This window comes from Methylobacterium sp. 22177, from assembly GCF_052045615.1.
Taxonomy (GTDB): Bacteria; Pseudomonadota; Alphaproteobacteria; order Rhizobiales; family Beijerinckiaceae; genus Methylobacterium; species Methylobacterium radiotolerans.
Genome location: NZ_JBQEPK010000002.1, coordinates 115,716 through 137,288 on the forward strand (window position 1 = coordinate 115,716; position 21,573 = coordinate 137,288).

At 73.3% G+C, this 21,573-nt stretch carries 25 protein-coding genes; 10 read left to right on the forward strand and 15 right to left on the reverse strand.

All coding sequences use genetic code 11. The features are described from left to right. Window positions 1-6 precede the first annotated feature (6 nt). Window positions 7-1,479, forward strand: a complete 1,473-nt coding sequence (gene cysG / locus ACTJK8_RS02875; protein ID WP_440761492.1) for a siroheme synthase CysG — start codon at window positions 7-9, stop codon at window positions 1,477-1,479. Between the two features lie 154 nt (window positions 1,480-1,633). Here the strand turns inward: cysG and nudC are convergent, their stop codons facing one another. From nudC to ACTJK8_RS02900, 5 genes are all read right to left on the reverse strand, one after another. Beyond that, window positions 1,634-2,536 (reverse strand): NAD(+) diphosphatase, encoded by a 903-nt coding sequence (gene nudC, locus ACTJK8_RS02880; protein ID WP_012319263.1) that lies wholly within the window; start codon window positions 2,534-2,536, stop codon window positions 1,634-1,636. 7 nt (window positions 2,537-2,543) lie between these two features. Next, a complete protein-coding gene (locus ACTJK8_RS02885; RefSeq protein WP_440761493.1) occupies window positions 2,544-2,963 on the reverse strand; it encodes an HIT domain-containing protein in 420 nt (139 codons plus the stop codon). 81 nt (window positions 2,964-3,044) lie between these two features. Next, window positions 3,045-3,638 (reverse strand): hypothetical protein, encoded by a 594-nt coding sequence (locus ACTJK8_RS02890; protein WP_234742038.1) that lies wholly within the window; start codon window positions 3,636-3,638, stop codon window positions 3,045-3,047. Between the two features lie 179 nt (window positions 3,639-3,817). Next, on the reverse strand, window positions 3,818-4,681 hold the full coding sequence (locus tag ACTJK8_RS02895) for a universal stress protein (RefSeq protein ID WP_053620797.1): 864 nt from the start codon (window positions 4,679-4,681) through the stop codon (window positions 3,818-3,820). Window positions 4,682-4,708: 27 nt separating this feature from the next. Continuing rightward, entirely contained in the window at window positions 4,709-5,857 is a 1,149-nt protein-coding gene (locus tag ACTJK8_RS02900; RefSeq protein WP_053620780.1) for an acyltransferase family protein, read from the reverse strand. A 316-nt stretch (window positions 5,858-6,173) separates the two neighbouring features. Here ACTJK8_RS02900 and ACTJK8_RS02905 point away from each other — a divergent pair, with 316 nt between their 5' ends. Then, window positions 6,174-6,875, forward strand: coding sequence for a DUF4142 domain-containing protein (locus tag ACTJK8_RS02905; protein WP_024830056.1), 702 nt, complete (start codon window positions 6,174-6,176; stop codon window positions 6,873-6,875). A gap of 219 nt (window positions 6,876-7,094) precedes the next feature. Here ACTJK8_RS02905 and ACTJK8_RS02910 read toward each other — a convergent pair whose 3' ends face one another. From ACTJK8_RS02910 to ACTJK8_RS02920, 3 genes are all read right to left on the reverse strand, one after another. Continuing rightward, window positions 7,095-7,760, reverse strand: a complete 666-nt coding sequence (locus ACTJK8_RS02910; RefSeq protein WP_024830057.1) for a carbonic anhydrase — start codon at window positions 7,758-7,760, stop codon at window positions 7,095-7,097. 44 nt (window positions 7,761-7,804) lie between these two features. Further along, on the reverse strand, window positions 7,805-8,320 hold the full coding sequence (locus ACTJK8_RS02915; RefSeq protein WP_029361727.1) for an NUDIX hydrolase: 516 nt from the start codon (window positions 8,318-8,320) through the stop codon (window positions 7,805-7,807). Between the two features lie 112 nt (window positions 8,321-8,432). Continuing rightward, a complete protein-coding gene (locus tag ACTJK8_RS02920; RefSeq protein ID WP_063110159.1) occupies window positions 8,433-9,176 on the reverse strand; it encodes a DUF429 domain-containing protein in 744 nt (247 codons plus the stop codon). Window positions 9,177-9,320: 144 nt separating this feature from the next. On the opposite strand from ACTJK8_RS02920, the gene ACTJK8_RS02925 reads away from it, so the two are divergent. Both ACTJK8_RS02925 and dut read left to right on the forward strand, forming a co-directional pair. After that, window positions 9,321-10,202, forward strand: a complete 882-nt coding sequence (locus ACTJK8_RS02925; protein ID WP_440761494.1) for an HpcH/HpaI aldolase/citrate lyase family protein — start codon at window positions 9,321-9,323, stop codon at window positions 10,200-10,202. After that, window positions 10,199-10,669 carry a dUTP diphosphatase gene (gene dut, locus ACTJK8_RS02930; RefSeq protein WP_012319254.1) on the forward strand — a complete coding sequence of 157 codons (471 nt, stop codon included), beginning with the start codon at window positions 10,199-10,201 and terminating at the stop codon, window positions 10,667-10,669. Before ACTJK8_RS02925 ends, dut begins: the two co-directional genes overlap by 4 nt. 7 nt (window positions 10,670-10,676) lie before the next feature. Here dut and ACTJK8_RS02935 read toward each other — a convergent pair whose 3' ends face one another. Then, on the reverse strand, window positions 10,677-11,552 hold the full coding sequence (locus tag ACTJK8_RS02935) for an ATP-binding protein (RefSeq protein ID WP_440761495.1): 876 nt from the start codon (window positions 11,550-11,552) through the stop codon (window positions 10,677-10,679). A 167-nt stretch (window positions 11,553-11,719) separates the two neighbouring features. Between ACTJK8_RS02935 and ACTJK8_RS02940 the strand changes: the two genes are divergently transcribed. The 5 genes from ACTJK8_RS02940 (at window position 11,720) to ACTJK8_RS02960 (ending at window position 15,462) form a co-directional block, all read left to right on the forward strand. Then, a complete protein-coding gene (locus tag ACTJK8_RS02940; protein WP_012319252.1) occupies window positions 11,720-12,163 on the forward strand; it encodes an OsmC family protein in 444 nt (147 codons plus the stop codon). 78 nt (window positions 12,164-12,241) lie between these two features. Beyond that, window positions 12,242-12,607, forward strand: coding sequence for a YybH family protein (locus ACTJK8_RS02945; protein WP_012319251.1), 366 nt, complete (start codon window positions 12,242-12,244; stop codon window positions 12,605-12,607). A gap of 100 nt (window positions 12,608-12,707) precedes the next feature. Beyond that, window positions 12,708-14,054, forward strand: coding sequence for a serine--tRNA ligase (gene serS / locus ACTJK8_RS02950; RefSeq protein WP_024830062.1), 1,347 nt, complete (start codon window positions 12,708-12,710; stop codon window positions 14,052-14,054). Next, the gene (gene surE, locus ACTJK8_RS02955; RefSeq protein WP_012319249.1) at window positions 14,054-14,818 is read left to right on the forward strand and encodes a 5'/3'-nucleotidase SurE; all 765 of its coding nucleotides are present in this window, start codon (window positions 14,054-14,056) and stop codon (window positions 14,816-14,818) included. Before serS ends, surE begins: the two co-directional genes overlap by 1 nt. Then, the gene (locus ACTJK8_RS02960) at window positions 14,815-15,462 is read left to right on the forward strand and encodes a protein-L-isoaspartate O-methyltransferase family protein (protein WP_012319248.1); all 648 of its coding nucleotides are present in this window, start codon (window positions 14,815-14,817) and stop codon (window positions 15,460-15,462) included. The genes surE and ACTJK8_RS02960 overlap by 4 nt, the downstream gene beginning before the upstream one ends. 112 nt (window positions 15,463-15,574) lie before the next feature. Here ACTJK8_RS02960 and ACTJK8_RS02965 read toward each other — a convergent pair whose 3' ends face one another. The 6 genes from ACTJK8_RS02965 to ACTJK8_RS02990 all read right to left on the reverse strand — a co-directional run bounded on the left by ACTJK8_RS02965 (window position 15,575) and on the right by ACTJK8_RS02990 (window position 21,045). Beyond that, the gene (locus tag ACTJK8_RS02965; RefSeq protein WP_024830064.1) at window positions 15,575-16,453 is read right to left on the reverse strand and encodes a phytoene/squalene synthase family protein; all 879 of its coding nucleotides are present in this window, start codon (window positions 16,451-16,453) and stop codon (window positions 15,575-15,577) included. After that, entirely contained in the window at window positions 16,453-16,851 is a 399-nt protein-coding gene (locus ACTJK8_RS02970; protein ID WP_024830065.1) for an Mth938-like domain-containing protein, read from the reverse strand. The genes ACTJK8_RS02965 and ACTJK8_RS02970 overlap by 1 nt, the downstream gene beginning before the upstream one ends. 13 nt (window positions 16,852-16,864) lie before the next feature. Beyond that, window positions 16,865-17,806, reverse strand: coding sequence for a protein translocase subunit SecF (gene secF, locus ACTJK8_RS02975; RefSeq protein WP_012319245.1), 942 nt, complete (start codon window positions 17,804-17,806; stop codon window positions 16,865-16,867). Window positions 17,807-18,039: 233 nt separating this feature from the next. Then, complete coding sequence (gene secD, locus ACTJK8_RS02980; protein ID WP_012319244.1) at window positions 18,040-19,644, reverse strand: protein translocase subunit SecD; 1,605 nt, start codon at window positions 19,642-19,644, stop codon at window positions 18,040-18,042. Between the two features lie 55 nt (window positions 19,645-19,699). Then, window positions 19,700-20,032 (reverse strand): preprotein translocase subunit YajC, encoded by a 333-nt coding sequence (gene yajC / locus ACTJK8_RS02985; protein WP_012319243.1) that lies wholly within the window; start codon window positions 20,030-20,032, stop codon window positions 19,700-19,702. A 131-nt stretch (window positions 20,033-20,163) separates the two neighbouring features. Further along, a complete protein-coding gene (locus ACTJK8_RS02990) occupies window positions 20,164-21,045 on the reverse strand; it encodes an alpha/beta fold hydrolase (RefSeq protein WP_440761496.1) in 882 nt (293 codons plus the stop codon). A gap of 126 nt (window positions 21,046-21,171) precedes the next feature. Between ACTJK8_RS02990 and ACTJK8_RS02995 the strand changes: the two genes are divergently transcribed. Further along, window positions 21,172-21,564: a YidB family protein gene (locus ACTJK8_RS02995; protein ID WP_059409269.1), complete on the forward strand. Its 393-nt coding sequence runs from the start codon at window positions 21,172-21,174 to the stop codon at window positions 21,562-21,564. Window positions 21,565-21,573 lie beyond the last annotated feature (9 nt).

The window sequence follows — 21,573 nt, forward strand, 5'->3', positions numbered from 1 at the left end:
AGGCCCGTGACCGAGACCCCCCTGCGCGCAGCCCGCGCCCCCCGCGAGACGAAGGCCGCCGGCCTGGAGCCGCTGGCGGTGCTGCCCGTCTTCGTGCCCCTCCGCGGCAAGCGGGTCGTCCTCGCCGGCGCGTCGGGCGGCGCCCCCTGGAAGGTCAAGGTCCTCGCCGCGGCCGGCGCCCACGTCGACGTCTACGCGCCCGAGCCCGGCGAGGAGCTGCGCGCCGTGCCGGGCGAGATCGTCGACGGGCGGGTGGAGCTGCACGAACGCGCCTGGAGCCCGGACGACCTCTGGGGCGCGGCCTTCTGCATCGGCGCGATGGAGGACGAAACCGAGTGCGTCGCCTTCGTGGCGGCCGCCCGCGGGGCCGGCGCCATCGTCAACGCGGTGGACCGGCCGCACCTCTGCGACGTGAAGTTCGGCGCCATCGTCAACCGCTCGCCGCTCGTGGTCGGCATCTCGACCGAGGGCGCCGCCCCGGTCTTCGGCCAGACCGTGCGTGCCCGGATCGAGGCGATGCTGCCCCGCGGGTTCGCCCGCTGGGTCGCGGCCGCCCGCGACTGGCGCGACGGCGTCACCGCCCGCTTCCACGGCTTCGCCGACCGGCGCCTCTTCTGGGAGCGCTTCACCGACCGGGCCTTCGCGGAGCCCGACCGGGCGCCGTCGGAGCGGGATCTCGCCGAGCTGCTCGGCGAGACCGAGACCGCCCCGAAGGGCGGCGCCGTGACGCTGGTCGGGGCCGGCCCCGGCGACGCGGAGCTCCTCACGCTGAAGGCGCTGCGGGCGCTGCGCAACGCCGACGTCATCCTCTACGACGACCTCGTCGCCCCCGAGATCCTCGACTACGCCCGCCGCGAGGCCCGCACCATGCTGGTCGGCAAGACCGGCCACGGCCCGTCCTGCCGCCAGGACGACATCAACGCGCTGATGGTGCAGCTCGCCCGCTCCGGCAAGCAGGTGGTGCGGCTGAAATCCGGCGACCCGCTGGTCTTCGGCCGGGCGGGCGAGGAGATCGAGGCCTGCCGGACCGCCGGCATCCCGGTGACCGTGGTTCCGGGCGTCTCGGCCGCGCAGGGTGCGGCGGCGTCCCTGGGCCTGTCGCTGACCCATCGCGACGCCGCGCGCCGCCTGCAATTCGTCACCGGCCACGACCGCCGCGGCGCTCTGCCGGACGATCTGAACTGGGGCGCGCTCGCCGATCCGAGCGTCACCACGGTGGTCTACATGCCGAAGCGGACCCTGCGGGCGCTGCTCGCACGCGCCGTGGCGGAGGGCCTGGCGCCCGCGACGCCGGCGCTGCTGGTGTTCAACGCCACCCGCCCGAACCAGCAGGCGCTGCGCGGCACGGCCGCGGACCTCGCCGACCGGGTCGAGGCGGCCGGCCTCGACGGTCCGGCACTCCTGATGGTGGGCGAGGCCTTCTCGGAGATGCGGGGCGCGCTCCCGGCCCAGGCCGAGCAGAGCCGCGTCGCGGTCTGAGGCCGGATGGCGTGGGCGGCGTCGTCCGCCCGCCGGACGCCATGCGCCACGCCCTCTGGCCCCCGGGGGCGCTTCAAGTCAGCGGCTGTTGCGCATTCGGGCTGAAGCCGTCGACGCCGCGAGCCGGAGCACCGGCAGGCCCGGCAGGCCCGGGTCAGGTCTCCCCGGCCACGAAGGCGCGCATCAGGTAGTGGGCGATCGCCATGGGCGGCGGGGCCTGGATCCCCTCGGGATGCGTCCCCGCCAGCATGGCCGCGACGTCGGCCCGGGTGAACCAGCGCGCATCCTCCAGCTCGCTCGGATCGGTGACGATGGCCTCGTCGAGGCCCTCGGCGGCGCAGCCGAGCATCAGCGAGGACGGGAACGGCCAGGGCTGCGACGTCCGGTAGGTGACTGCGCCGACGCGGATCCGCGTCTCCTCGAATACCTCGCGGCGGACCGCGTCCTCGATCGTCTCGCCGGGCTCGAGGAAGCCCGCGAGGCAGGAATACATGTGCGGCCGGAAATGCGGCCCGCGGCCGAGCAGGCAGCTGTCGCCCCGGCGCACCAGCATGATCACCACCGGGTCGACCCGGGGGAAGTGGTGGGCGTTGCAGCTCGGGCACTCGCGGCGGAAGCCGCCGGCCCGCGCCACGGTGGCGGTGCCGCAATTGGCGCAGAAGCCGTGGCGGGCGTGCCAGTCGAGCATCGACTTGGCCACGGCGAGCAGGCCGAGCTCCTCGGCCTCCACGGCGGATTCGGTGGCGATGGACCGGAGGTCGAGGGTGCGGGTCGGTCCCTCGGCGAAGCGCTCGGCCGCCTCGGCGGGCGCGGCGGCGGCGAAGACGGGCTGCCCGTCCCGGTGCCCGAGGAAGATGCGCGTCCCGCCCGCGAGGCCCGCCGCCTCCGCGACGGCGATCAGCGCCGTCTCTCCCCGCAACACGATCCGGTCGCCGCAGATCAGCACGAGGCGGGCCTCGGGCGTGTCGAAGGGCGGCACCGCCTCCTCGGGCTGCTCGGCCGAGTGGCGGTCGAGGCGGTTGCGGACGAAGCCGAGGGTGTCGCGGGGATCGGTCATGCCAGGGTCAGGCCGCGGAGAAGAGGGCGCCGGCGCGCTCGAGGAGCTGGGCGCGGGCGTGGAGCGGGTAGGGCTTGCGGGTCTCGAACCCCCAGACCGGCCCGGGCCAGGCGGGATCCGACCGGAAGCGGCCGACGACGTGGACGTGAAGCTGCGACACCACGTTGCCGAGCGCGCCGATATTCACCTTGTCGGGCTTGGACAGGGCCAGCATCACCCCCGTGGCGAGGCGGATCTCCTGCCAGAGTGCCGCGGCCTCGGCTTCGGAGAGGTCGGTGATCTCGGTGAGGTTCGGGCGGCGCGGCACCAGGATCAGCCACGGGAACCGGGCGTCGTCCATCAGCAGCACGCGGCACAGGGCAAGGTCGCCCACTTCGGCCGTGTCGGCCGACAGGCGCGGATCGAGGGTGAAGGCGCACTCGGTCATCGCCGACCGATGTAGCGCAGCTTCCGCGTCGGCGCGCGGGTTTGCTGCGCCGTCGGTGACGCAGCGTCCCGGCCGACCGGGTCAGAGACCCGGCACGACGCCCTGGCGGCCCACCGCGATCGTGCCCGCCACCAGTCCACCGTCGTCGCCGGACCGCGCGAAGATCGTCACGGCTGCGCCCGGCTGGAGCATCGCCTTCTCGCCCGGGGAGAGCTGCGTCACCGGGGTGCCGTCGGGGATCGCGAAGGACGATTGGCCGCCGTTGTAGGCGACGGTCACACGCGTCGGCGCGCCCCGCTGCAGGTCGGCGACCCACCCGGCGGTGAGGCGCGCGCCCTGCCCGGTGTCCCAGGGCTGGCTGCCCGCCTCGAAGCCGCGCTCGGAGGGCGAGTACAGGGTCACGGCACTCGCCTGCCGCGGCTCGGAATCGGACGCGCCGAGGATGCTGACGTAGCTCTCCGGCTTGATCGACCGCAGGCTGGAGCCGTTGACCGCGTAGATGCGGGTCCGGGGGCCCATCTGCACCGCCAGGCTGCTGCCGCTGGCGCGGCGGATCTCCAGGCGCTCCGAGTCGGCCCGGACCACGGTGCCGCGGAACCGGACGGTCGTCGGCTCCGCGCGGGCGGTGGGGATGGCCGCGATCGCCAGAAGGCCGGCGAGGAAGAGGCGTCTCACGGGGCTCGTCACGGGGCTCCTTTCCGAGGGGTCGTGCCATGGGGGCCGATCGGGGGCGCCATGGGGGCGCCATGGGGCGTGCCGTCCGGGTGCGGGACCCGAACGCCGGGGACCGACTCCGGTTCCCGGCGCCGGTCGCAGGACCGCGCCGCGTCCCGGCAGCCGGGCTCGCGGCTCGCTCAGTGCGCCATCAGCACCGGCATGTCGGCGTAGGCCAGGACGTGGCTGGTGACGCCGCCGAAGATCATCTGGCGCAGGCGGCTCTGGGTATAGGCGCCCTTGATGAGCAGGTCGCAGCCGAAGGCCTTCGCCTCCGCCAGGAAGGTCTCGCCGGGGACCCGCCGGCCGGCCGGAAGGGCCCGGTGCGCGGCGTCCACGCCCTCGCAGGCCAGCGCCTGGGCGAGATCCTGCGCCGTCGGGCCCGGCACCATGCCGCCCTCGACGCTGAGCACCAGCACCCGCTCGGCCCGCCGCAGGAACGGCATCGCGAAGGCCACCGCCCGGGCGGTCTCGGTCGAGCCGTTCCAGGCGATGACCACCGCCCCGCCCAGGCTCGCCGGCGCCGTGGGCGGCGCCAGCAGGATCGGCCGGCCGCTCTCGAACAGGGCCGTCTCGAACGTGGTCATGCGCGGGGCGTTGTCGGTCGTGCCCGGGCGCCCGACCACCGTGGCCGAGAACAGCCGCGCGTACTGGCCCAGGAACGCGTCGCCGGTGGGCACGTCCTGCCGCCAGCGATAGCGCGGGCCGGCATCCGGCACGCGATCCGGTATGCAGAGCCCGTCGCGGGCGTGCCGCGGGATACCGGCGCCGTCCATGAAGGCGACGAAGCGGCCGCCCGCCTCCTCGGCCTCGGCCCGGTCGGCCTCCTCGTCGCGGAGCCACGTCATGCCGCCGACCATGTCGACCGGCACGTACTCGGCGAGGGCCGGGCGCAGGGACACGCCCTCGATCAGACTGCCGAAGCGCGTCGCCGCCAGCCGCGTCGTCTCGAAGACGGAGGGCAGGGCGTCGTGCATCGCGACGGGTACGAGCAGGGTCTTCATGCTGGCCTCCTCCTCGGGCACGCGAGGCTAATCCGCCCGGCCGCCCGGTGGAACCGGGCCCGGCTCGGCGCGCACACGGTTTTGCAGCGCGCCGGGATCGAGCCGCCGCCGGAGGGCCCGGGTCAGGGGCCGCTCGACCAGGCGGTGGACCACGAGCGCGGCCGCGGCGCTGACGGCGAGCATCAGCGCCATGCTGCCCCAGGGGGGCAGGGCGGGGGTGAGGCCGAGCCGGAGCAGCGCCTCGCGCACGAGGCGCAGCGCGAACGGGTGGACGAGGTAGAGCGCGTAGGACGCGTCCCCGAGCCTGACGAGGCCGCGCACGGGGGAGGGCAGCCGCGCGACCTGAGGCGCGTCGCGGGTCGGCCCGAGGGCGGCGGCCACCAGGAGGACGGCCGGGCCGCCGACGAGGAGCGGGCGCAGGAACCCGTCGGCCTCGCCGAGACCCGCGAGCACCCGCGCGGCCAGAGCCAGCCCGAGCCCCCCCAGCACCGCGAGCCCGATCCGCGCGGGGAGGGAAGGCCGAAACCCCGCGCCCCAGGCGAGGGCGAGACCGGCGCCAGCGGCGAACTCGAGCACGATCGGATCCGACCAGAATCGGAGCGGCACCGGCAGGCCCGGCACGAGGGCGCCGACGACCACGAGGCCGGCCAAGCTCCCGCACAGCCACGCGACGGCGCCGCGCCGGCCGAAACCGAGGCCCGCGGCGAAGAGTGCGTAGAAGGCCGCCTCGTAGTTCAGGGTCCAGCCGAGGCCGTAGAGCGGCTGGACGGTGCCGTCCGGGCGGGCCGCCGGCCAGAACAGGAAGCTCGCCGCGAGGGCGACCGGGTCGCGCACCAGCGCGGCGGCCTCGCCGAGAAGGTCCGGCCGCGCGAGCGCCAGGACGAGGTAGAGCAGGCTCACCAGCCAGTAGAGGGGCACCACACGGGCGACCCGGTGGGCGAGGAAACGGGCGCGCCCGCCCGGCCGCCCCGCGAGCCGGCCGCCGGCATGAACGATGACGAAGCCGGAGATCACGAAGAACAGATCGACCCCGCCCCACCACGGCAGCAGCGTCGCGGGGTCGAGCGCCGGGCCGGCGCCGCGGTCGGCGAGGAGCCCCGCCTCGTGCCGCGCGTGGTGCCACGCCACCATGAGGGCGGCGGCGGCGCGCAGGACCTGGATGGCGACGAGGGTCACGGGGCGCCCGCCCGCGACGCGACGCGAGCCGCAACCGGCGCGACCCGCCCGCGGCCGGGATCGTCCTCCTGGAGGAGCGTGACCGGCACCCCGCCGGATCCGCCGGAACGGCGGCGTCCACGCGGGATCAGATCGGCCCGGGAACCGTGGCGTCCGAGGCGAAAACGGCAGGAACCATAAGCCGATAACCTCGTTGACGGACCAATTCGCGAACCCGCCGGCGCCGAAACGTCTGCGACATCGCGTGCCGAGGCGTCCGTGCTGCGCATGCGGCGTCCTTCCGCGGTTCGCGTGCCCATTTCGAACAGAGGTCCCGATGCTGAAGAACTACGCTGCCGCGTCCGCGCTCGTCCTGGCGCTGTCGACCCCGGCCATGGCTCAGAGCGCCAACGACTTCCGCATGCAGTCGATGCAGGCGAACGCCTTCGAAATCCAGTCCTCGCAGATCGCCCTGTCCAAGTCGCGCAACCCGCGCATCCGCTCCTACGCCCAGGAAGTGCTCCGTGACCACCGCGCCGCCAACGTCGCCCTGGCCGGCGGCCAGATGAACGGCGTCGCCGGCGATCCCGGCCTCGGCGGCCTCGTCACCGCCCCGATCGCGGTGGCGGGCAGCGCCGTGGGCGCAGGCGTCGGCGCGGCGACCGGCGTGGTCGGCGGCACCCTGGCGGGCGGCCCGGTCGGCGGCCTCGAGGGCGCGGGTGCCGGCGCGGCGCGCGGCGCCGCCGCGGGCGGCCAGATCGGCCGCGGCGACGTGATGGCCACCGGCGCCTCGACGATGGTTCCGCCGAACCCCGAGCAGCAGGCGATGCTGGCTCAGCTGTCGGCCGCCCCGGCCGGCGCGCGCTTCGACCGCCTGTACGCCTCCCAGCAGATCCAGGCCCATCAGATGACCATCGCGATGACCCAGGCCTACGCCCAGGGCGGCCCGAACCCGGCCCTGCGCAACTACGCCCAGCAGGCCCTGCCGGCCCTGCAGATGCACCTGCAGCAGGCCGAGCGTCTCCCGGGCGCGATGTAAGCGTCACGGACTTCGGCGGTCCGGCCTTGGCCGGGCCGAACGAGAAGGCGGCGGGCGCGAGCCCGCCGCCTTTCTCATGTCGATGGCCCTTCGGGCCGGGATGATCGCGGGCCGACCGCGGCGGACGACCTTCGCGGACGCGCCGCGCCGGCGCGTCCCAGCAACGTCGGATCCGGGACCGGCCGACCGGTCCCGGATCTCAGCGCCCGCGCTACGCGCTCACTCGCACGCGATGGCGGCGACGGAGCGGACGGCTTGGCCGGTCGTGTCGATCGGCGCCTTGAACACGCCGGATTGCGGGTCGCGCACCAGCAGGGAGCCGCTGGCCACGCCGAAATGCGCGCCGTGGATCTCCAGGCGGCCGTCGTCGACGCGCTCCTTCACGAACGGGAAGGTCAGCAGGTTCTCCATGCTCTGGACGACCACGGCGTGTTCCAGCTTGGTCAGGTAGTCGGGCGCGCCGGGATCGCCGGCCTTGTCCTCGGCCTGACCCACGAGCGAGACCCACTTGCCGATGAAGTCACCGGGCGAGAGCGGCTTGGCCTTGTTGGCCCAGGCCTTGATGCCGCCGCAGGTGGCATGCCCGAGCACGACGATGTGCTTCACCTCCAGGGCCTGCACGGCGAATTCCAGGGCCGCCGAGGTGCCGTGGTACTGGCCGTCCGGCTGGTAGACCGGCACGAGGTTGGCGACGTTGCGGATCGTGAACAGCTCGCCCGGGCCCGCATTGAAGATCGCGCTCGGGGAGACCCGACTGTCGCAGCAGCTGATGACCAGGATCTCCGGATTCTGCGTGGAGGCGAGTTGCGCGAAGCGCCGGCGCTCGGTCGGGAAGCGATCGAGGAGGAAGGACCGGTAGCCTTCGGTCAGGTAGACGGGGAACATAACGTCGTCTCCAGTTAGACAAATCCGCGACAGCGGGAGTGAACTCAAAGTTCTCGCCAAGCAAGAACGCGCGGCTGGGCCGGAATAGTCCCGCGCGCGAGATCGGATGCGAGGTCCGCGAGCCCGGCCGGCTCGACGTGCTCGCCGCTGGCGCGCAGCTCGTCGAGCGGCCACCAGCGCGTCCCGATCAGCGGGTTGTCCTCGGTCTCGGCGAGGCGGCTCGTGTCGACCCGGTCGTCGGGCAGGCGGACGAGGAAGTAGCGCTCGCGGGCGTCCCGCGCCTGCCGGAACAGGTGGAACGGGCCGTCGCAGGCCGCGACCTGCGGGCCGATCACGGCGTCGCCCCGGCCGATCTCCTCCTCGAGCTCCCGGCGGCAGGCGGTGACGTGATCCTCGCCGGGCTCCAGGCCGCCGCCGGGCATGAACCAGAACCGGAGCGGCGCCCCATCGGGCCCTCTCGCGTGGACCGACGTGTAGGCGATGAGCAGGATCCGGTCCCGCGGATCGAGGACGATCGCGCGGGCGATGTGGCGGACGGGCAGGGGGTTCGCGGCGCTCATACAGCCAGAGCTAGAGCACGCCCAGGGGACGGACACCGGCCGCGCGCACGCCCGCGTGCAAAACAGCACGTTGGGGCCGATGGCGCGCCGGGCGGCGGTGCGGGGCACCGGCTCAGGAAGGCGGGCGCGGCGCCGGTGCCCAGATCACCGCGGGGAGCCCGGAGGCGTCGCGCTCGGGCGGATCCGGCAGCGGCTCGGCCCGTCCGAGGCTCATGTCGCGGGCCACCACCAGGGCGGCCAGGGCGTCGAGATGGTCGTCCTCCGGGACGCCCTTCGCCCGGGACGCGATCAGCGCACCCGGCAGGCCGGCCGCCGCGAGGAGCGCCCGCCGGAGGTCGAGACCCTCCCGGGCGCGCCTGCCCTTCTTGGGCAGGCCGAGCGGCCGGCCGCCGTTGAGGGCGTGGAAGGCGACCTCGGGATGGACCTCGTGGACCCGCGCGCGCGCCTCCGGACGCTCGCGCAGGAGCGTGTCGACCGCCCGGACGTAGGGGAAGATGTTGTAGCCCTGGATGGACGGCGCGAAGGGCGGGTCGCTCGCCGCCCGCGAGGCGGCCTTCGCGGCCGCGTAGTCGGGGGCGTAGACCGCGCTCCGCGGCGGCATCGGGAACACCGACGCCCGCGCCGGCCCGAGCCGGGCCCGGGCGGCCCGGTCGGCGGCGCGGCCACCGCCGGTGATCCGGTCGGGCAGCCCGATCGGCACGTCGATCCCGACGATGCCGGGCCGCTCCGGCGCGTCGAGGAGCGCGGCGACGTCGGGGAACAGGGCGCAGCGGTGCCGGTCGGGGTCGTCCAGGTCGAGGAGCGCGCCCGCCCAGGCGCCGCGGCAGCCGTCCAGTCCAGCGATCCAGCGCGCCATGCCCGTCCCCAGTCCCCCGTCCCCGTCGCCGTCGCCGTCCGCGCGGCCGGCGTTCTTGCCGGCGTTCTGGGCGGCGTTCTTGCCGGGATGCGCGCGGAAAGCTATCCGCGTCGCCGAGGGCGCCGCCGGCCCGGGAGAAGCGTGATGAGCGAGATCTGTCCCCGTCGCAGCGTGCTGGCGATGCCGGGCTCCAACGCCCGGGCGCTGGAGAAGGCGCGGTCTCTCCCCGCCGACGTGATCCTGATCGACCTCGAGGACGGCACCGCCCCCGCCGCGAAGGCGGCGGCCCGCGCCCAGGTCGCCGCCGCGGTCGCCGCGCGGGGCTTCGGCCACCGCGAGGTCGTGGTCCGCATCAACCCACCCGAGACCGAGGACGGCGAGGCCGACCTCGTCGCGCTCGCGCCGGCCGCCCCGGACGCGATCCTGGTGCCGAAGGTCCGCACCTCCGACGCGCTGATCGCCGTCGGCTCCCGCCTGCGCCGCCTCGGCGCGCCGCTGGCGACGCGGGTCTGGGCGATGATCGAGACGCCGATGGCGGTGGTGAACGTCGCCGAGATCGCGGGCGCGGCCCGGGACGTGGACGGCCGGCTCGGCGCATTGGTGATCGGCCCGAACGACCTCCTGAAGGCGTCCCGGATCCGGCCACCCGGGCGGGCCGCGCTGATGCCCTGGCTGATGAACGTCCTGGCCGCCGCCCGGGCCTACGAGATCGAGGCGATCGACGGCGTGTTCACCGACCTCACCGACGCGGCCGGGTTCGAGGCCGAGTGCGTCCAGGGCCGCGACCTCGGCTTCGACGGCAAGATGCTGATCCACCCGAGCCAGATCGGCCCGGCCAACGCGGCCTTCGGGCCGGATGCCGGGGAGATCGCGCAGGCGCGCCGGCTGATGGACGTCTTCGACACGCCGGAGAACCGCGGGCGCGGGGTCGTCGCGGTGGACGGCAAGATGGTCGAGCGGCTCCACGTCGAGGCGGCCCGGCGGACGCTCGCCATGGCCGAGGCGATCGCGCGGCTCACCGCGTGAGCGACCTGCCCGAGGTCGGCCTGCGTCTGCTCGACCCGCGCCTGCCGGGCTGGGGCTTCCCGCGCTGGGGCTCGTCGGCCGCCGCCGGCCTCGACCTGCATGCCTGCCTCGACGCGCCCGTGGTCCTGCCGCCTCAGGGCAAGCCGGTCCTGATCCCCGCCGGCTTCACCGTCCTGATCCGCGACCCCGCCTGGTGCGGGCTGATCTTCCCCCGCTCCGGCCGCGGCCACCGCGAGGGCCTCGTGCTCGGCAACGGCACCGGCGTGATCGACGCGGATTACGAGGGCCCGCTGATGGTCTCCGCCTGGAACCGCGACGCGTCGGAGCCCGTCCGGATCGAGCCCGGGGATCGGATCGCGCAGCTCGTCTTCACGCGGGTCACCCGGCCAGCGCTGACCGTGCTGGAGGGCGCGCCCGGCCCCGGATCGGAGCGGGGCGCGGGCGGCTTCGGCTCGAGCGGGCGCTAGGCCCCCGTCAGTCCAGCGTCTTGCCGAGCCGCCCGGCCAGGTCCTGGATGAACTGGAAGGCGGTCCGGCCCGAGCGCGAGCCGCGGGTCGTGGCCCATTCGAGGGACTCGGCGCGCAGCTGCTCCGGCGGCACGGCGAGGCCGTAGCGGTCGGCATAGGCGCGGATCATCGCCAGGTACTCGTCCTGGCTGCACTTGTGGAAGCCGAGCCAGAGGCCGAACCGGTCCGAGAGCGAGACCTTCTCCTCCACGGCCTCGCCGGGATTGATCGCGGTCGAGCGCTCGTTCTCCACCATGTCGCGGGCCAGCAGGTGCCGGCGGTTCGAGGTGGCGTAGAACAGAACGTTCCCCGGACGCCCCTCGATGCCGCCGTCGAGCGCCGTCTTGAGCGACTTGTACGAGGTGTCGTCGGCGTCGAAGGAGAGGTCGTCGCAGTAGACGAGCCAGCGGTGCGGGTCGGGCCGCAGCAGGGCCATCAGGTCCGGCAGCGCCTCGATGTCCTCGCGGTGGATCTCCACGAGCTTCATCGGCAGGCTGCCGGCAGGCCGGCGGGCGTTGATCTCGGCGTGGGCCGCCTTGACCAGCGAGGACTTGCCCATGCCGCGGGCGCCCCACAGCAGGGCGTTGTTGGCCGGCAGGCCGCGGGCGAAGCGCTCGGTGTTATCCACCAGCGTGTCGCGCGCCCGGTCGATGCCGGTGAGCAGGCCCATCTCCACCCGGGCGACCTGCGGCACCGGGGTCAGACGGCGCTCGGGGCCCCACAGGAAGGCGTCGGCGGCGCTCGGGTCGAAGGTCGGCGGGGCGGCGGGCGCGGCCCGCTCCAGCGCGGTGGCGATGCGCTCCAGGAGCGGCATCAGGGTGTCGAGGGTCACGGGGCTCGTCATCGGATCGGGGGGTTCGCGTGCGGGTCTGTCAGGCCGCCGGTTCTACGGGGAAGATCCGGGGAAATCATCTGGATCCGCTCGCATGGCGCGGTCCTCCCGAACGCGAACCGGGATCGGGCGTTGATCCTCCCGGCAGGTCGCGCCGACACGTCCGCCGGGGAGCATCGATGGCAGCGGAACCGACGATCCGGATCACCCAGGTCGCGGATTACGTCTTCACCGTCGATTTCAGCGCGGCCCTTCCGGCGCTCCGCACCGACGAGGCGCCGCCGATCGGCGGCGGGACCGGGCCGTTCCCCGAGCAGCTCCTGATCTCCGGGGTCGCGAACTGCCTCTGCGCGAGCCTCGTCTTCGCCCTGGGCAAGTTCCGCCAGGACGCGCGCGGCGTCGCGGCCGAGGCGTCCTGCCGGGTGGAGCGCAACGCCGAGGGGCGGCTGCGCGTCACCGGGATCGGCGTCCACATCCAGCTCGGAGCCGCCGCCGCCGACATGCCGCGGATCGACCGGGTCCTGGAGCAGTTCGAGCGGTTCTGCACCGTCTCGGAGAGCGTGAAGGCCGGGATCCCGGTCGCCGTGTCGGTGGCCGACCGCGACGGCACGCGCCTGAAATGACGCGCGCCGGGGAAAGATCGGCCGCCCGGCGCATTGCCGCAGCACCGAACGGCCGCCAGGACCGGAAGAGGAGACGCCATGACGGACCAGACGCGAGAGCCGGCCCGCGCCCCCGAGGCGCTCGCCGCCCTGTTCAACCGGCGCGCCAATGCCGGCGACGTCGAGGGCCTCGTCGCCCTCTACGAGCCCGACGCGGTGCTGGCGGCGGGCCGCGTCGTCGCCACGGGCCACGCCGAGATCCGGACCTTCTACGCCGACCTGCTCGCACGCAAATCCGACTTCCCGGCGCCGGAGACGCCGCCGCCGCTGCGCAACGGCGCGCTGGCCATGACCTTCGCGCGGCTGCCCAACGGCGCGTTCTCGGTGGAGGTGGCCCGCGAGCAGGCGGACGGCACGTGGCTCTGGGCGATCGACCAGCTCAAGCTCGCGCCGCCGAAGAGCTGACGGTCGGCGCGGACGCTCCCGCGCGCTTGTCCCACTGGACGCGATGCGGCAAAGCGGGGCCCGCGCGCTCGACGCCGCGCAGAAGACCCGAGCCGACTCGATGCACGACATCCGCGCCATCCGGGAGAACCCGGACGCCTTCGACCGCGACCTCCAGCGCCGGGGCCTCGCGCCGCTCTCGGCCGAGCTGATCGCCCTCGATGAGGCGCGGAAGTCGTCCGTCTCGGCCGCGCAGGCCAACCAGGAGCGGCGCAACGCCCTGGCCAAGGAGATCGGCGGCGCCAAGAAGGCCAAGGACGAGGACCGCGCCGCCGCCCTGATGGCGGAGGTCGCGGCCCTGAAGGCGGCCGAGCCCGAGCTGAAGGCCGCGCAGGACGCGGCCGACAGGACCCTGGCAGACCGCCTCGCCGCGATCCCGAACCGGCCGAAGCCCGACGTGCCGGAGGGCGCGGACGAGCACGGCAACGTCCTCTACCGCAGCCACGCCGCGACCCGCGAGCGGCTGACCGAGGGCCGCGAGCATTTCGAGCTCGGCGAGGCCTCGGGCCTGATGGATTTCGAGGCGGCGGCCAAGCTGTCCGGCTCGCGCTTCGTGGTGCTCAAAGGCCAGCTCGCCCGGCTGGAGCGGGCGCTCGGCCAGTTCATGCTCGACCTTCACACGCAGGAGCACGGCTACCTGGAGGTGGCGCCGCCGGTGCTGGTGCGCGACGCCGCCATGTTCGGTACCGCGCAGCTGCCGAAGTTCGAGGACGACCAGTTCTCGGTCTTCAAGGGCCTCGACTACGTCAGGTCGCTGCAGGGGCAGGCCGGCGCCGACACCGCCCCGGTCAGCGACGAGCATTTCTGGCTCGTTCCCACAGCCGAGGTGCCGCTCACGAACCTCGTCCGCGAGGCGATCCTCCGCGAGGAGGAGCTGCCCCTGCGGTTCACCGCGCTGACGCCCTGCTTCCGGGCCGAAGCGGGGGCGGCGGGGCGCGACACCCGCGGCATGCTGCGCCAGCACCAGTTCAGCAAGGTCGAGCTGGTCTCGATCACGACGCCGGAGGAATCCGCCAACGAGCACGAGCGGATGCTGACCAGCGCCGAGGCCGTGCTGAAGAAGCTCGATCTGCCCTACCGGGTGATGACGCTCTGCACCGGCGACATGGGCTTCGCCAGCCAGAAGACCTACGACATCGAGGTCTGGGTGCCGGGCCAGCGCACCCACCGCGAGATCTCGTCCTGCTCGGTCTGCGGCGACTTCCAGGCGCGGCGGATGAACGCCCGCTACCGCGGCAAGGACGGCAAGCCGGCCTATGTCCACACCCTCAACGGCTCGGGCGTGGCGGTCGGTCGCGCGCTCATCGCCGTGATGGAGAACTACCAGAACCCGGACGGGAGCATCACGGTCCCGTCGGTGCTCCACCCCTACATGGGCGGGCTCAACCGGATCGAAGGGGCCCGCTGATGCGCATCCTGGTCACCAACGACGACGGCATCCACGCGCCGGGCCTCGCGACCCTGGAGGAGATCGCCCGGGAGCTCTCGGACGACGTCTGGGTCGTGGCGCCGGAGAGCGACCAGTCCGGCGTGTCGCACTCGCTCTCGCTCAACGACCCGCTGCGGCTGCGGCAGGTGTCGGAGCAGCGCTTCGCCGTGAAGGGCACGCCGTCGGACTGCGTGATCCTGGGCGTGCGCCACATCCTCGGCGATCACGGGCCGGACCTCGTCCTGTCGGGGGTCAACCGCGGCCAGAACGTCGCCGAGGACGTGACCTATTCGGGCACGATCGCGGCCGCCATGGAGGGGACGATCCTCGGCATCCGCTCGATCGCGCTGAGCCAGGCCTACGGGGCGGGCGGGCGCGGCGCCCTCAAGTGGGACTGCGCCCGGACGCACGGCGCGAAGGTCGTCCGGAAGATCCTCGAGACCGGGATCGAGCCCGGCATCCTGGTCAACGTCAATTTCCCGGATTGCGAGCCGGCCGACGTGCAGGGCGTCGCGGTCGCCGCGCAGGGCTTCCGCAATCAGGCGCTGCTGTCGATCGACGCGCGGGTCGACGGGCGCGGCAACCCGTATTTCTGGCTGGCCTTCGCCAAGGCCCGGTTCGAGCCGGGCCACGGCTCCGATCTCAAGGCCATCGCCGAGAAGCGGATCTCGGTGACGCCCCTGCGCCTCGACCTCACCGACGAGCCGACGCTGACGCGCTTCGCGCAGGCCTTCGCCGAGTGATCGATCTGGGCAGCCTGGAGGAGGCTGCCGGCAACGCGGCCTTCGTGATGGCGCTCCGCGGCCGTGGCCTGCGGGACACCGCGGTGCTGCGGGCCATGGAGCAGGTCCCGCGGGACACCTTCGCGCCGCCGCCGCATCGGGAGCACGCGCGGCGCGACATCGCCCTGCCGCTGTCCTGCGGCGCGTCGATGACGGCGCCGTCCACGGTGGCGCTGATGCTGGCGCAGCTGCGGCTGGAGCCCGGCCAGCGCGTCCTGGAGATCGGCACGGGCTCGGGCTACGTGACCGCGCTGCTCGCCCAGCTGGGCGCGGGGGCGGTGCTCAGCCTGGAACGCTACACCTCGCTGGCCGGGGCGGCGACGCGGCGGCTCGCGGCCCTGTCCGAGGTGCATGTCGTCCGGGCGGACGGGCTCGCCCCGGACCTGCCGGACGGCGGCTTCGACCGCATCCTCGTCCACGGCAGCGTCCCGGCGATCCCGCCGCACTGGCGCGCGGCCCTCGAACCGGGCGGACGGCTGGTGACCGGCATGGGGGGCGGCGGAGCTTGCCGGATCGCGGTGCTGACGACGCCCGAGGCCGACCCGGAACCGGGCGCGCCGGTGCGTCTCGCAGCGCTGGTGCCGGGGCTGGCGCGCGTGCTCTGACAACGCGCCGTCATCGCGAGCGCAGCCAAGCGACCCAGGGTAGCGCACCGCGTTCGCGAGCGTGGCGCCGCTGGATCGCGCCGCTCCGCTCGCGAAGACGCCGAAGCCGCGGCTACCCCACCCGCCGCGCGGCGCGCCACAGGCGCCACAGCCGGCGCCAGCGCGGCAGTTCGACGAGCGTGTTGAGCGGGTCGTAGGAGGCCCGCTCCATGACGGCGAGGTAGGGCTCGACCAGGGCCACCGGCAGGAACGCCGCCCCCGCCGAGGGCGCGATCGTCGGGCGCGCCGCCTCGAAGGCCTTGAGGTGCTGCCGGGCGATGCCGCGCAGGTCGGCGCAGGCCCGGCGCAGGCCCGGGCCCCCGCGGCCCGTGACGATGTCCTCGCGGGTGACGCCGTAGCGGCCGAGGATGTCGGCCGGCAGGTAGACCTGTCCCGAGCGGGCGTGCCACGGCAGAGCGCGCAGGAGCCCGGTGATCCCGTAGGCGACCCCGGCATGCCCGGCCGCGCCCGCGCCGCCGGGCTCGGTGCCGTTGCCGATCACGAGGCTCGCCAGCCGGAACAGCGCCGAGGCGGTCTCGCCGCAATACCCCTCCAGGTCGTTCACCCGGGGCATCGGATCCTCGTAGAGGTCGAAGACGCGGGCGTCGATCAGGTCGACGAAGGGCTGGCGGCCGAGGCGGTTCGCCCGGATCGTTTCCTCCAGGGCCGCCGCCACCGGGTTGGCGCGCACGTCGCCCCGCGCCTCGCCCTGCAGGGCGTCGCGCCACCATTGCAGGCGGATCTCGCCGGCCATCGGGTTCGAGACGGCCTCGCGCACCCGCGCGATGGTCAATGAGAAGGCGTAGAGGGCGAAGAGGTGCGGGCGGGCGGCGGCCGGCGCGAACAGCGTGGCGTAGTAGCGATCCGGATCGCCGTCCCGCACGAGGCCCTCGCAGTGGGACTGGGCGAAGGCGAGCCCCGTCTCGGCGGTCTGGCCCTCCACCTCGGGCATCAGGCCACCGCGATCAGGGCGGCCGCGACCTTGCGGTTCTCGGCCACCAGGATGTTGTAGGTGCGGGCCGCGGCCCCGGTCTGCATCACGTCGAGGCCGACGCCGAAATCCTTGAGCCAGCCACGCAAGGCCGGATCGATCGCCGCGATATCGAGACCGGTGCCGACGAGCAGCAGCTCGATCCCCGCGGCCTCGGCTTGGATCGGGCGCAGCGCCGTCCGGTCGATCGCCCGGGGCTCCGTCACGTCCCAGGCTCGGACCCCTGAGGGCAGCATCAGGATCGAGCCGCGATGCGACATCCCGGCGAAGCGGAAGCCGCCGTTGCCGTAGGTGTCGATGATGTGGCGCCCCGGCACGAAGCCGGACTCGAAGCTCTTCGGACTTGGCTGATCGGCCATGTTGGAAAAAGGACTACTCCGCCGGTTGCGGGACGCCCGACCGCTCCGACGCCGCGCGGGCGCCCGAGAGCATCAGGCCCAGATAGATCAACACCGGCGTCGAGACGAAGATCGCCGAGTAGGTGCAGATCAGGACGCCGCAGAGCATCACTACGGCGAAGCCCTTGATCGCCTCGCCGCCGAACAGCACCAGCGCCAGCAGCGACAGCGCGGACGAGATCGACGTCATCACGGTGCGCGACATGGTCGAGTTGATCGACAGGTTGAGGAGATCGACCGTGGGGATGGTCTTGTAGCGCCGCATCAGCTCGCGGGTCCGGTCGAACACCACCACGGTCTCGTTGAGCGAGTAGCCGACGATCGTCAGGATCGCGGCGATCGAGGTCATGTTGAACTCGATCCGGCTGATGATGAACACGCCGACCGTCAGAACGATGTCGTGGAGCGTCCCCACGATGGCGCCGAGCGCGAGCTCCCGCTCGAACCGGAACCAGAGGTAGAGCAGCACCGCCACGACCGACAGCACGACGCCGAGCGTGCCGGACTGGACGAGCTCGCCGGAGACGCGCGGGCCGACGGTCTCGGTGCGGCGGAAATCGTAATCCTTGTCGAAGGCGGCGTGCGCCTTGTTCATCACCGCGGTCTGGCCCTGCTCGCCGGGCTGGAGCGGCAGGCGGACCAGCACGGTGCCCTGGTTGCCGAGTTCCTGCACCTCCGGCTCGCCGAAGCCGAAGCCCGCGGCCGTGTGCCGGATCGACGCCACGTCCGCGGTGCCCGACTTCGCCTGCAGCTCCACCAGGGTGCCGCCCTTGAAATCGATGCCGAAGTTCAGGCCGATCGTCAGGAACAGCGCCACGGTCGCGAGCGACAGCACCGCCGAGAGCGGGAAGGTGAAGCGCCGGAATCGCATGAAGTCGAAATGCGATTCATCGGGCCAGAGGCGGAGCAGGCGCATTTTTTCGGACCTAACGTTGGGAAGATCGCAGCACCGGCCCGATCGCCTGTCCCACCCTCGACCTCATCCTGAGGTGCCGGAGCGCAGCGGAGACCTCGAAGGAGGGCTCCAGGATCCACGGCGCCTTCTGGAGGGCTCCTTCGGGGCCCGCTGACGCGGGCACCTCAGGATGAGGGCGGTGGTTCGGAACGGGCTTGTGCCAGGGGTGATGCGTCTCCCGATAGTGAGCGCGTTCAGAACGGCAGGGTCTTCGGCCGGAACGTGTTGTACCACACCGCGATCATCATCCGGGTCAGCGTCACCGCGGTGATGACCGTGGTGAGGATGCCGAGGATGAAGACCACGGCGAAGCCCTTCACCGGGCCCGAGCCGAGGAAGAACAGGATCAGGGCGGCGATCGCCATGGTCGAGTTCGAGTCGATGATGGTGGCGAAGGCCCGGTCGAAGCCCGCCTGCAGCGCCGAGATCAGCGAGCGGCCGGCCCGCTGCTCCTCGCGCATGCGCTCGTAGATCAGCACGTTCGAATCCACCGCCGTGCCGATGGTGAGCACGATGCCGGCGATGCCCGGGAGCGTCATGGTCGCCTCCAGCACCGACATCAGGCCCAGGATCAGCCCGACATGGACCATGAGGGCGATGTTGGCGATGAAGCCGAACGTCCCGTAGGTCGCGAACATGAAGGCCACCACGAGGCCCGCCGCCACCAGGGTCGCGAGCTTGCCGGCCTCGATGGAGTCGCGGCCGAGACCCGGGCCGACGACGCGGCGCTCGACCACGGTGAACTTCGCCGGCAGCGCGCCGGCGCGCAGCAGGACCGCCAGGTCGTTGGCCTGCTGCACGGTGAAGTTGCCGGTGATCTGGCCCGAGCCGCCGGTGATCGCCGAGCGGATCACGGGCGCCGACACGACCTCGTTGTCGAGGACGATCGCCATGCGTCGGCCGATATTCTCCGAGGTCGCCTGCCCGAAGCGCTGCGCGCCGCGCAGGTTGAACTTGAAGCTCACCATCGGCTCGTGGGTCTGCTGGTCGAAGGCCGGCTGCGCGTCGGTCAGCTCGCCGCCGTCGGCCATGACTCGGCGCTCCACCGGGACCTTGGCGCCCTTCTCGTCCTTGGAGGGCAGCATGTCGACGTCGCCCGAGGGGCTGTCGGCGAGCATGCGGAACTCGAGCTTGGCGGTGGAGCCGAGCAGCTTCTCCAGGCGCTCCGGGTTCTGCTCGCCCGGCACCTGGATCAGGATCCGGTCGGCGCCCTGCTGCTGGATCGACGGCTCGGTGGTGCCGGTGGAATCGAGGCGGCGCCGGATGACCTCGATGCCCTGGCTCACGGCCCGGCGGGTCCGGTCGGTGATGCCGGCATCGGTGAGGGTCAGGCGGATCACGCCGCCGGGCTGCTCGGAGACGTCGAGGGTGCGGGCCGCCGTCTGGCCCAGGGAGGTGGTGATCGGCTGCGACAGCTCCTGGAGCTTCGGCAGGACCTTGGCCCGGGCGGCGGCGTCGTCGATCTTAACCTGGACGCCGCGCTGGAGCAGACCGATGCCGCCGTCGGCGCGGACATTCTCCTGCTGGAGCACGCGGCGCACGTCGTCGCGCAGCGCCTTGGCCTGCGAGGCGATGAGCTCGTTCTGGTCCACCTCGAGCAGGAGCTGCGAGCCGCCCTGCAGGTCGAGGCCGAGCACGATGGCGCGCGTCGGCACGACCCAGCTGGGGAACCAGGAGGGCAGGCCGGCAACGAAGCTCTTGCGCTGCTCGGGCGAGAAGAAGCTCGGCACGGCGAGCGTCAGCCCCACCAGGATCAGACCCAGTGTCGCGATGATCTTCGCACGGGAGAAGCGCAGCATCGGCCGTTTTTTCTCTCTTGGGCCGGCGCACGGCGCCGGCCAGTTCAATCGGAAATCAGGCGGCCTTGACCGTACCCTTGGCGCGGACCTCCGAGATCATCGACCGGACCACCCGCACGCGCACGTTCGGGGCGATCTCGACCTCGATCTCGGGCTGGTCGTCCGAAGCCTTGGTCACGCGGCCGACGAGGCCGCCGTTGGTGACGACCGTGTCGTCCCGGCGCACGGACTTGAGCAGCGCCTGGTGGTCCTTGACCCGCTTCTGCTGCGGTCGCAGGATCAGGAAGTACATGATCACGAAGATCAGGACGAACGGGACCACCTGAAAGGCGATCTCCGCTCCGCCAGCGGCCGCACCGGCCCCTTGCGCGAAGGCGGGGGTGATCAACGAGCGTCTCCTGCGAATGGCGCGCAGGCCTGCCACCGGATGTGGCGCCCGCAGACCTGTCGAAAAGCGCGCGGACTATAGCCAGGGGCTTCCCGAAAGCAACGGCGAAGCGTCGGGCATCCGCGGCGCGCTCACAGCAGGGCGCGGATCGCCGCCGCGAAGGCGTCCGGCGCCTCCTGGGGGAAGTTGTGGCCGACCCCCGCGACGATCTCACGCCGGTACGGGCCGGTGAAGTGGCGGGCATCCGTGTCGGTGGCGGGCGGCGGCCCGACGCCGTCGTCGGCGCCGAGCAGCACGATCGACGGCACGGCGATGGCCGGCCGGGCCGCCAGCCGCGCCTCGATCGGGGTCAGCGCCGGGTCGCCCGGCACGAGGCCGAAGCGGTGGCGGTAGGAATGCACCACCACGTCGACGAAGTCGGGGTTGTCGAAGGCGCGGGCGGTCTGCGCGAAGGTCTCCGCGTCGAACGCCCAGGTCGGCGACCAGAGCCGCCAGAGCAGGCGGCAGAAGGCGTCCCGGTTCTCGGAGAGGCCGGCGCGGCCGCGCTCGCCGTGGAGATAATACTGGTACCAGAGGCCGTGCTCGGCCTCCGGCGCGACCGGCCGCCCGGCGGTCGGGATGTTCTGGATGTTGTAGCCGACGCCGCAGCTGACGAGGCCCCGGGCCCGGTCCGGCCAGAGTGCGGCCACCACGCAGGCGGCCCGGCCGCCCCAATCGTAGCCGGCGAGGACGGCGTTCCCGATGCCGAGGGCGTCGAGGAAGGCGAGCAGGTCGGCCCCGAGCGCCGCCTGCTCGCCGGAGCGCGGCGTGGCGGGATCCAGGAACCGCGTCGGCCCGTAGCCGCGCAGGTACGGCACGAGGCAGCGCACGCCGTCGGCGGCGAGTTGCGCGGCCGCTGCCGCGCAGGCGCGCACATCGTAGGGGAAGCCGTGGAGGAGCACCGCCGGCGGCCCGTCGGCCGGTCCGGATTCGAGATAGGCGACCTCCAGGACGCCGGCCCGCACGCGCTTCATCGATGGCTCCCGGATTCGCGACGCCGGGATCCTAGCGGGTTCGCCGCGCAATTGCCGCACGCGCTTGCCCTCGCCGGTTCGCGCCCGACTTCACCCTGCGACGAAGAAGCGCGACGGTGGAGAACCATGGGCCTGCTCGACGGTGCGAAGACCCTGATCGGCGATGTGGTGGCGGCGGCCGACCGGGCCTTCGAGGAGACCGGCAGCGGCAAGCTCGCCCTGTCGCTGGCGAAGTTCTATCCCGGCGGACTCCCGGCCTTCCTCGACCGCCTGCGGGAGACCGGGCACGGGGAGGCGGTGGGATCCTGGCTCGGCTCGGGCGCGCGGCAGACGGTGCCGGCGAGCGCCATCGCGGCCTGCCTGCCGGAGGGCGTGACCGAGCGGCTCGCCTACGACCTCGGCGTTCCGGAGGCGCGCGTCCCCACGGTGCTGGCGGAGTTCCTGCCGGCGGCGGTCGCCGACCAGAGCGAGAACGGCAGCCTCAAGCCGCAGCCGAATTTCAGCACCCAGGTCCGCTGATCGCCCACC

What these genes read in the sequence shown, in the direction of transcription:
- nudC (WP_012319263.1), bottom strand. Translation starts at nt 2,536, where the DNA reads ATGACCGATCCCCGCGACACCCTCGGCTTCGTCCGCAACCGCCTCGAC.
- ACTJK8_RS02885 (WP_440761493.1), bottom strand. Translation starts at nt 2,963, where the DNA reads ATGACCGAGTGCGCCTTCACCCTCGATCCGCGCCTGTCGGCCGACACG.
- ACTJK8_RS02895 (WP_053620797.1), bottom strand. Translation starts at nt 4,681, where the DNA reads ATGAAGACCCTGCTCGTACCCGTCGCGATGCACGACGCCCTGCCCTCC.
- ACTJK8_RS02905 (WP_024830056.1), top strand. Translation starts at nt 6,174, where the DNA reads ATGCTGAAGAACTACGCTGCCGCGTCCGCGCTCGTCCTGGCGCTGTCG.
- ACTJK8_RS02910 (WP_024830057.1), bottom strand. Translation starts at nt 7,760, where the DNA reads ATGTTCCCCGTCTACCTGACCGAAGGCTACCGGTCCTTCCTCCTCGAT.
- ACTJK8_RS02915 (WP_029361727.1), bottom strand. Translation starts at nt 8,320, where the DNA reads ATGAGCGCCGCGAACCCCCTGCCCGTCCGCCACATCGCCCGCGCGATC.
- ACTJK8_RS02920 (WP_063110159.1), bottom strand. Translation starts at nt 9,176, where the DNA reads ATGGCGCGCTGGATCGCTGGACTGGACGGCTGCCGCGGCGCCTGGGCG.
- ACTJK8_RS02925 (WP_440761494.1), top strand. Translation starts at nt 9,321, where the DNA reads ATGAGCGAGATCTGTCCCCGTCGCAGCGTGCTGGCGATGCCGGGCTCC.
- ACTJK8_RS02935 (WP_440761495.1), bottom strand. Translation starts at nt 11,552, where the DNA reads ATGACGAGCCCCGTGACCCTCGACACCCTGATGCCGCTCCTGGAGCGC.
- ACTJK8_RS02940 (WP_012319252.1), top strand. Translation starts at nt 11,720, where the DNA reads ATGGCAGCGGAACCGACGATCCGGATCACCCAGGTCGCGGATTACGTC.
- ACTJK8_RS02945 (WP_012319251.1), top strand. Translation starts at nt 12,242, where the DNA reads ATGACGGACCAGACGCGAGAGCCGGCCCGCGCCCCCGAGGCGCTCGCC.
- serS (WP_024830062.1), top strand. Translation starts at nt 12,708, where the DNA reads ATGCACGACATCCGCGCCATCCGGGAGAACCCGGACGCCTTCGACCGC.
- surE (WP_012319249.1), top strand. Translation starts at nt 14,054, where the DNA reads ATGCGCATCCTGGTCACCAACGACGACGGCATCCACGCGCCGGGCCTC.
- ACTJK8_RS02965 (WP_024830064.1), bottom strand. Translation starts at nt 16,453, where the DNA reads ATGCCCGAGGTGGAGGGCCAGACCGCCGAGACGGGGCTCGCCTTCGCC.
- ACTJK8_RS02970 (WP_024830065.1), bottom strand. Translation starts at nt 16,851, where the DNA reads ATGGCCGATCAGCCAAGTCCGAAGAGCTTCGAGTCCGGCTTCGTGCCG.
- secF (WP_012319245.1), bottom strand. Translation starts at nt 17,806, where the DNA reads ATGCGCCTGCTCCGCCTCTGGCCCGATGAATCGCATTTCGACTTCATG.
- secD (WP_012319244.1), bottom strand. Translation starts at nt 19,644, where the DNA reads ATGCTGCGCTTCTCCCGTGCGAAGATCATCGCGACACTGGGTCTGATC.
- ACTJK8_RS02990 (WP_440761496.1), bottom strand. Translation starts at nt 21,045, where the DNA reads ATGAAGCGCGTGCGGGCCGGCGTCCTGGAGGTCGCCTATCTCGAATCC.
- ACTJK8_RS02995 (WP_059409269.1), top strand. Translation starts at nt 21,172, where the DNA reads ATGGGCCTGCTCGACGGTGCGAAGACCCTGATCGGCGATGTGGTGGCG.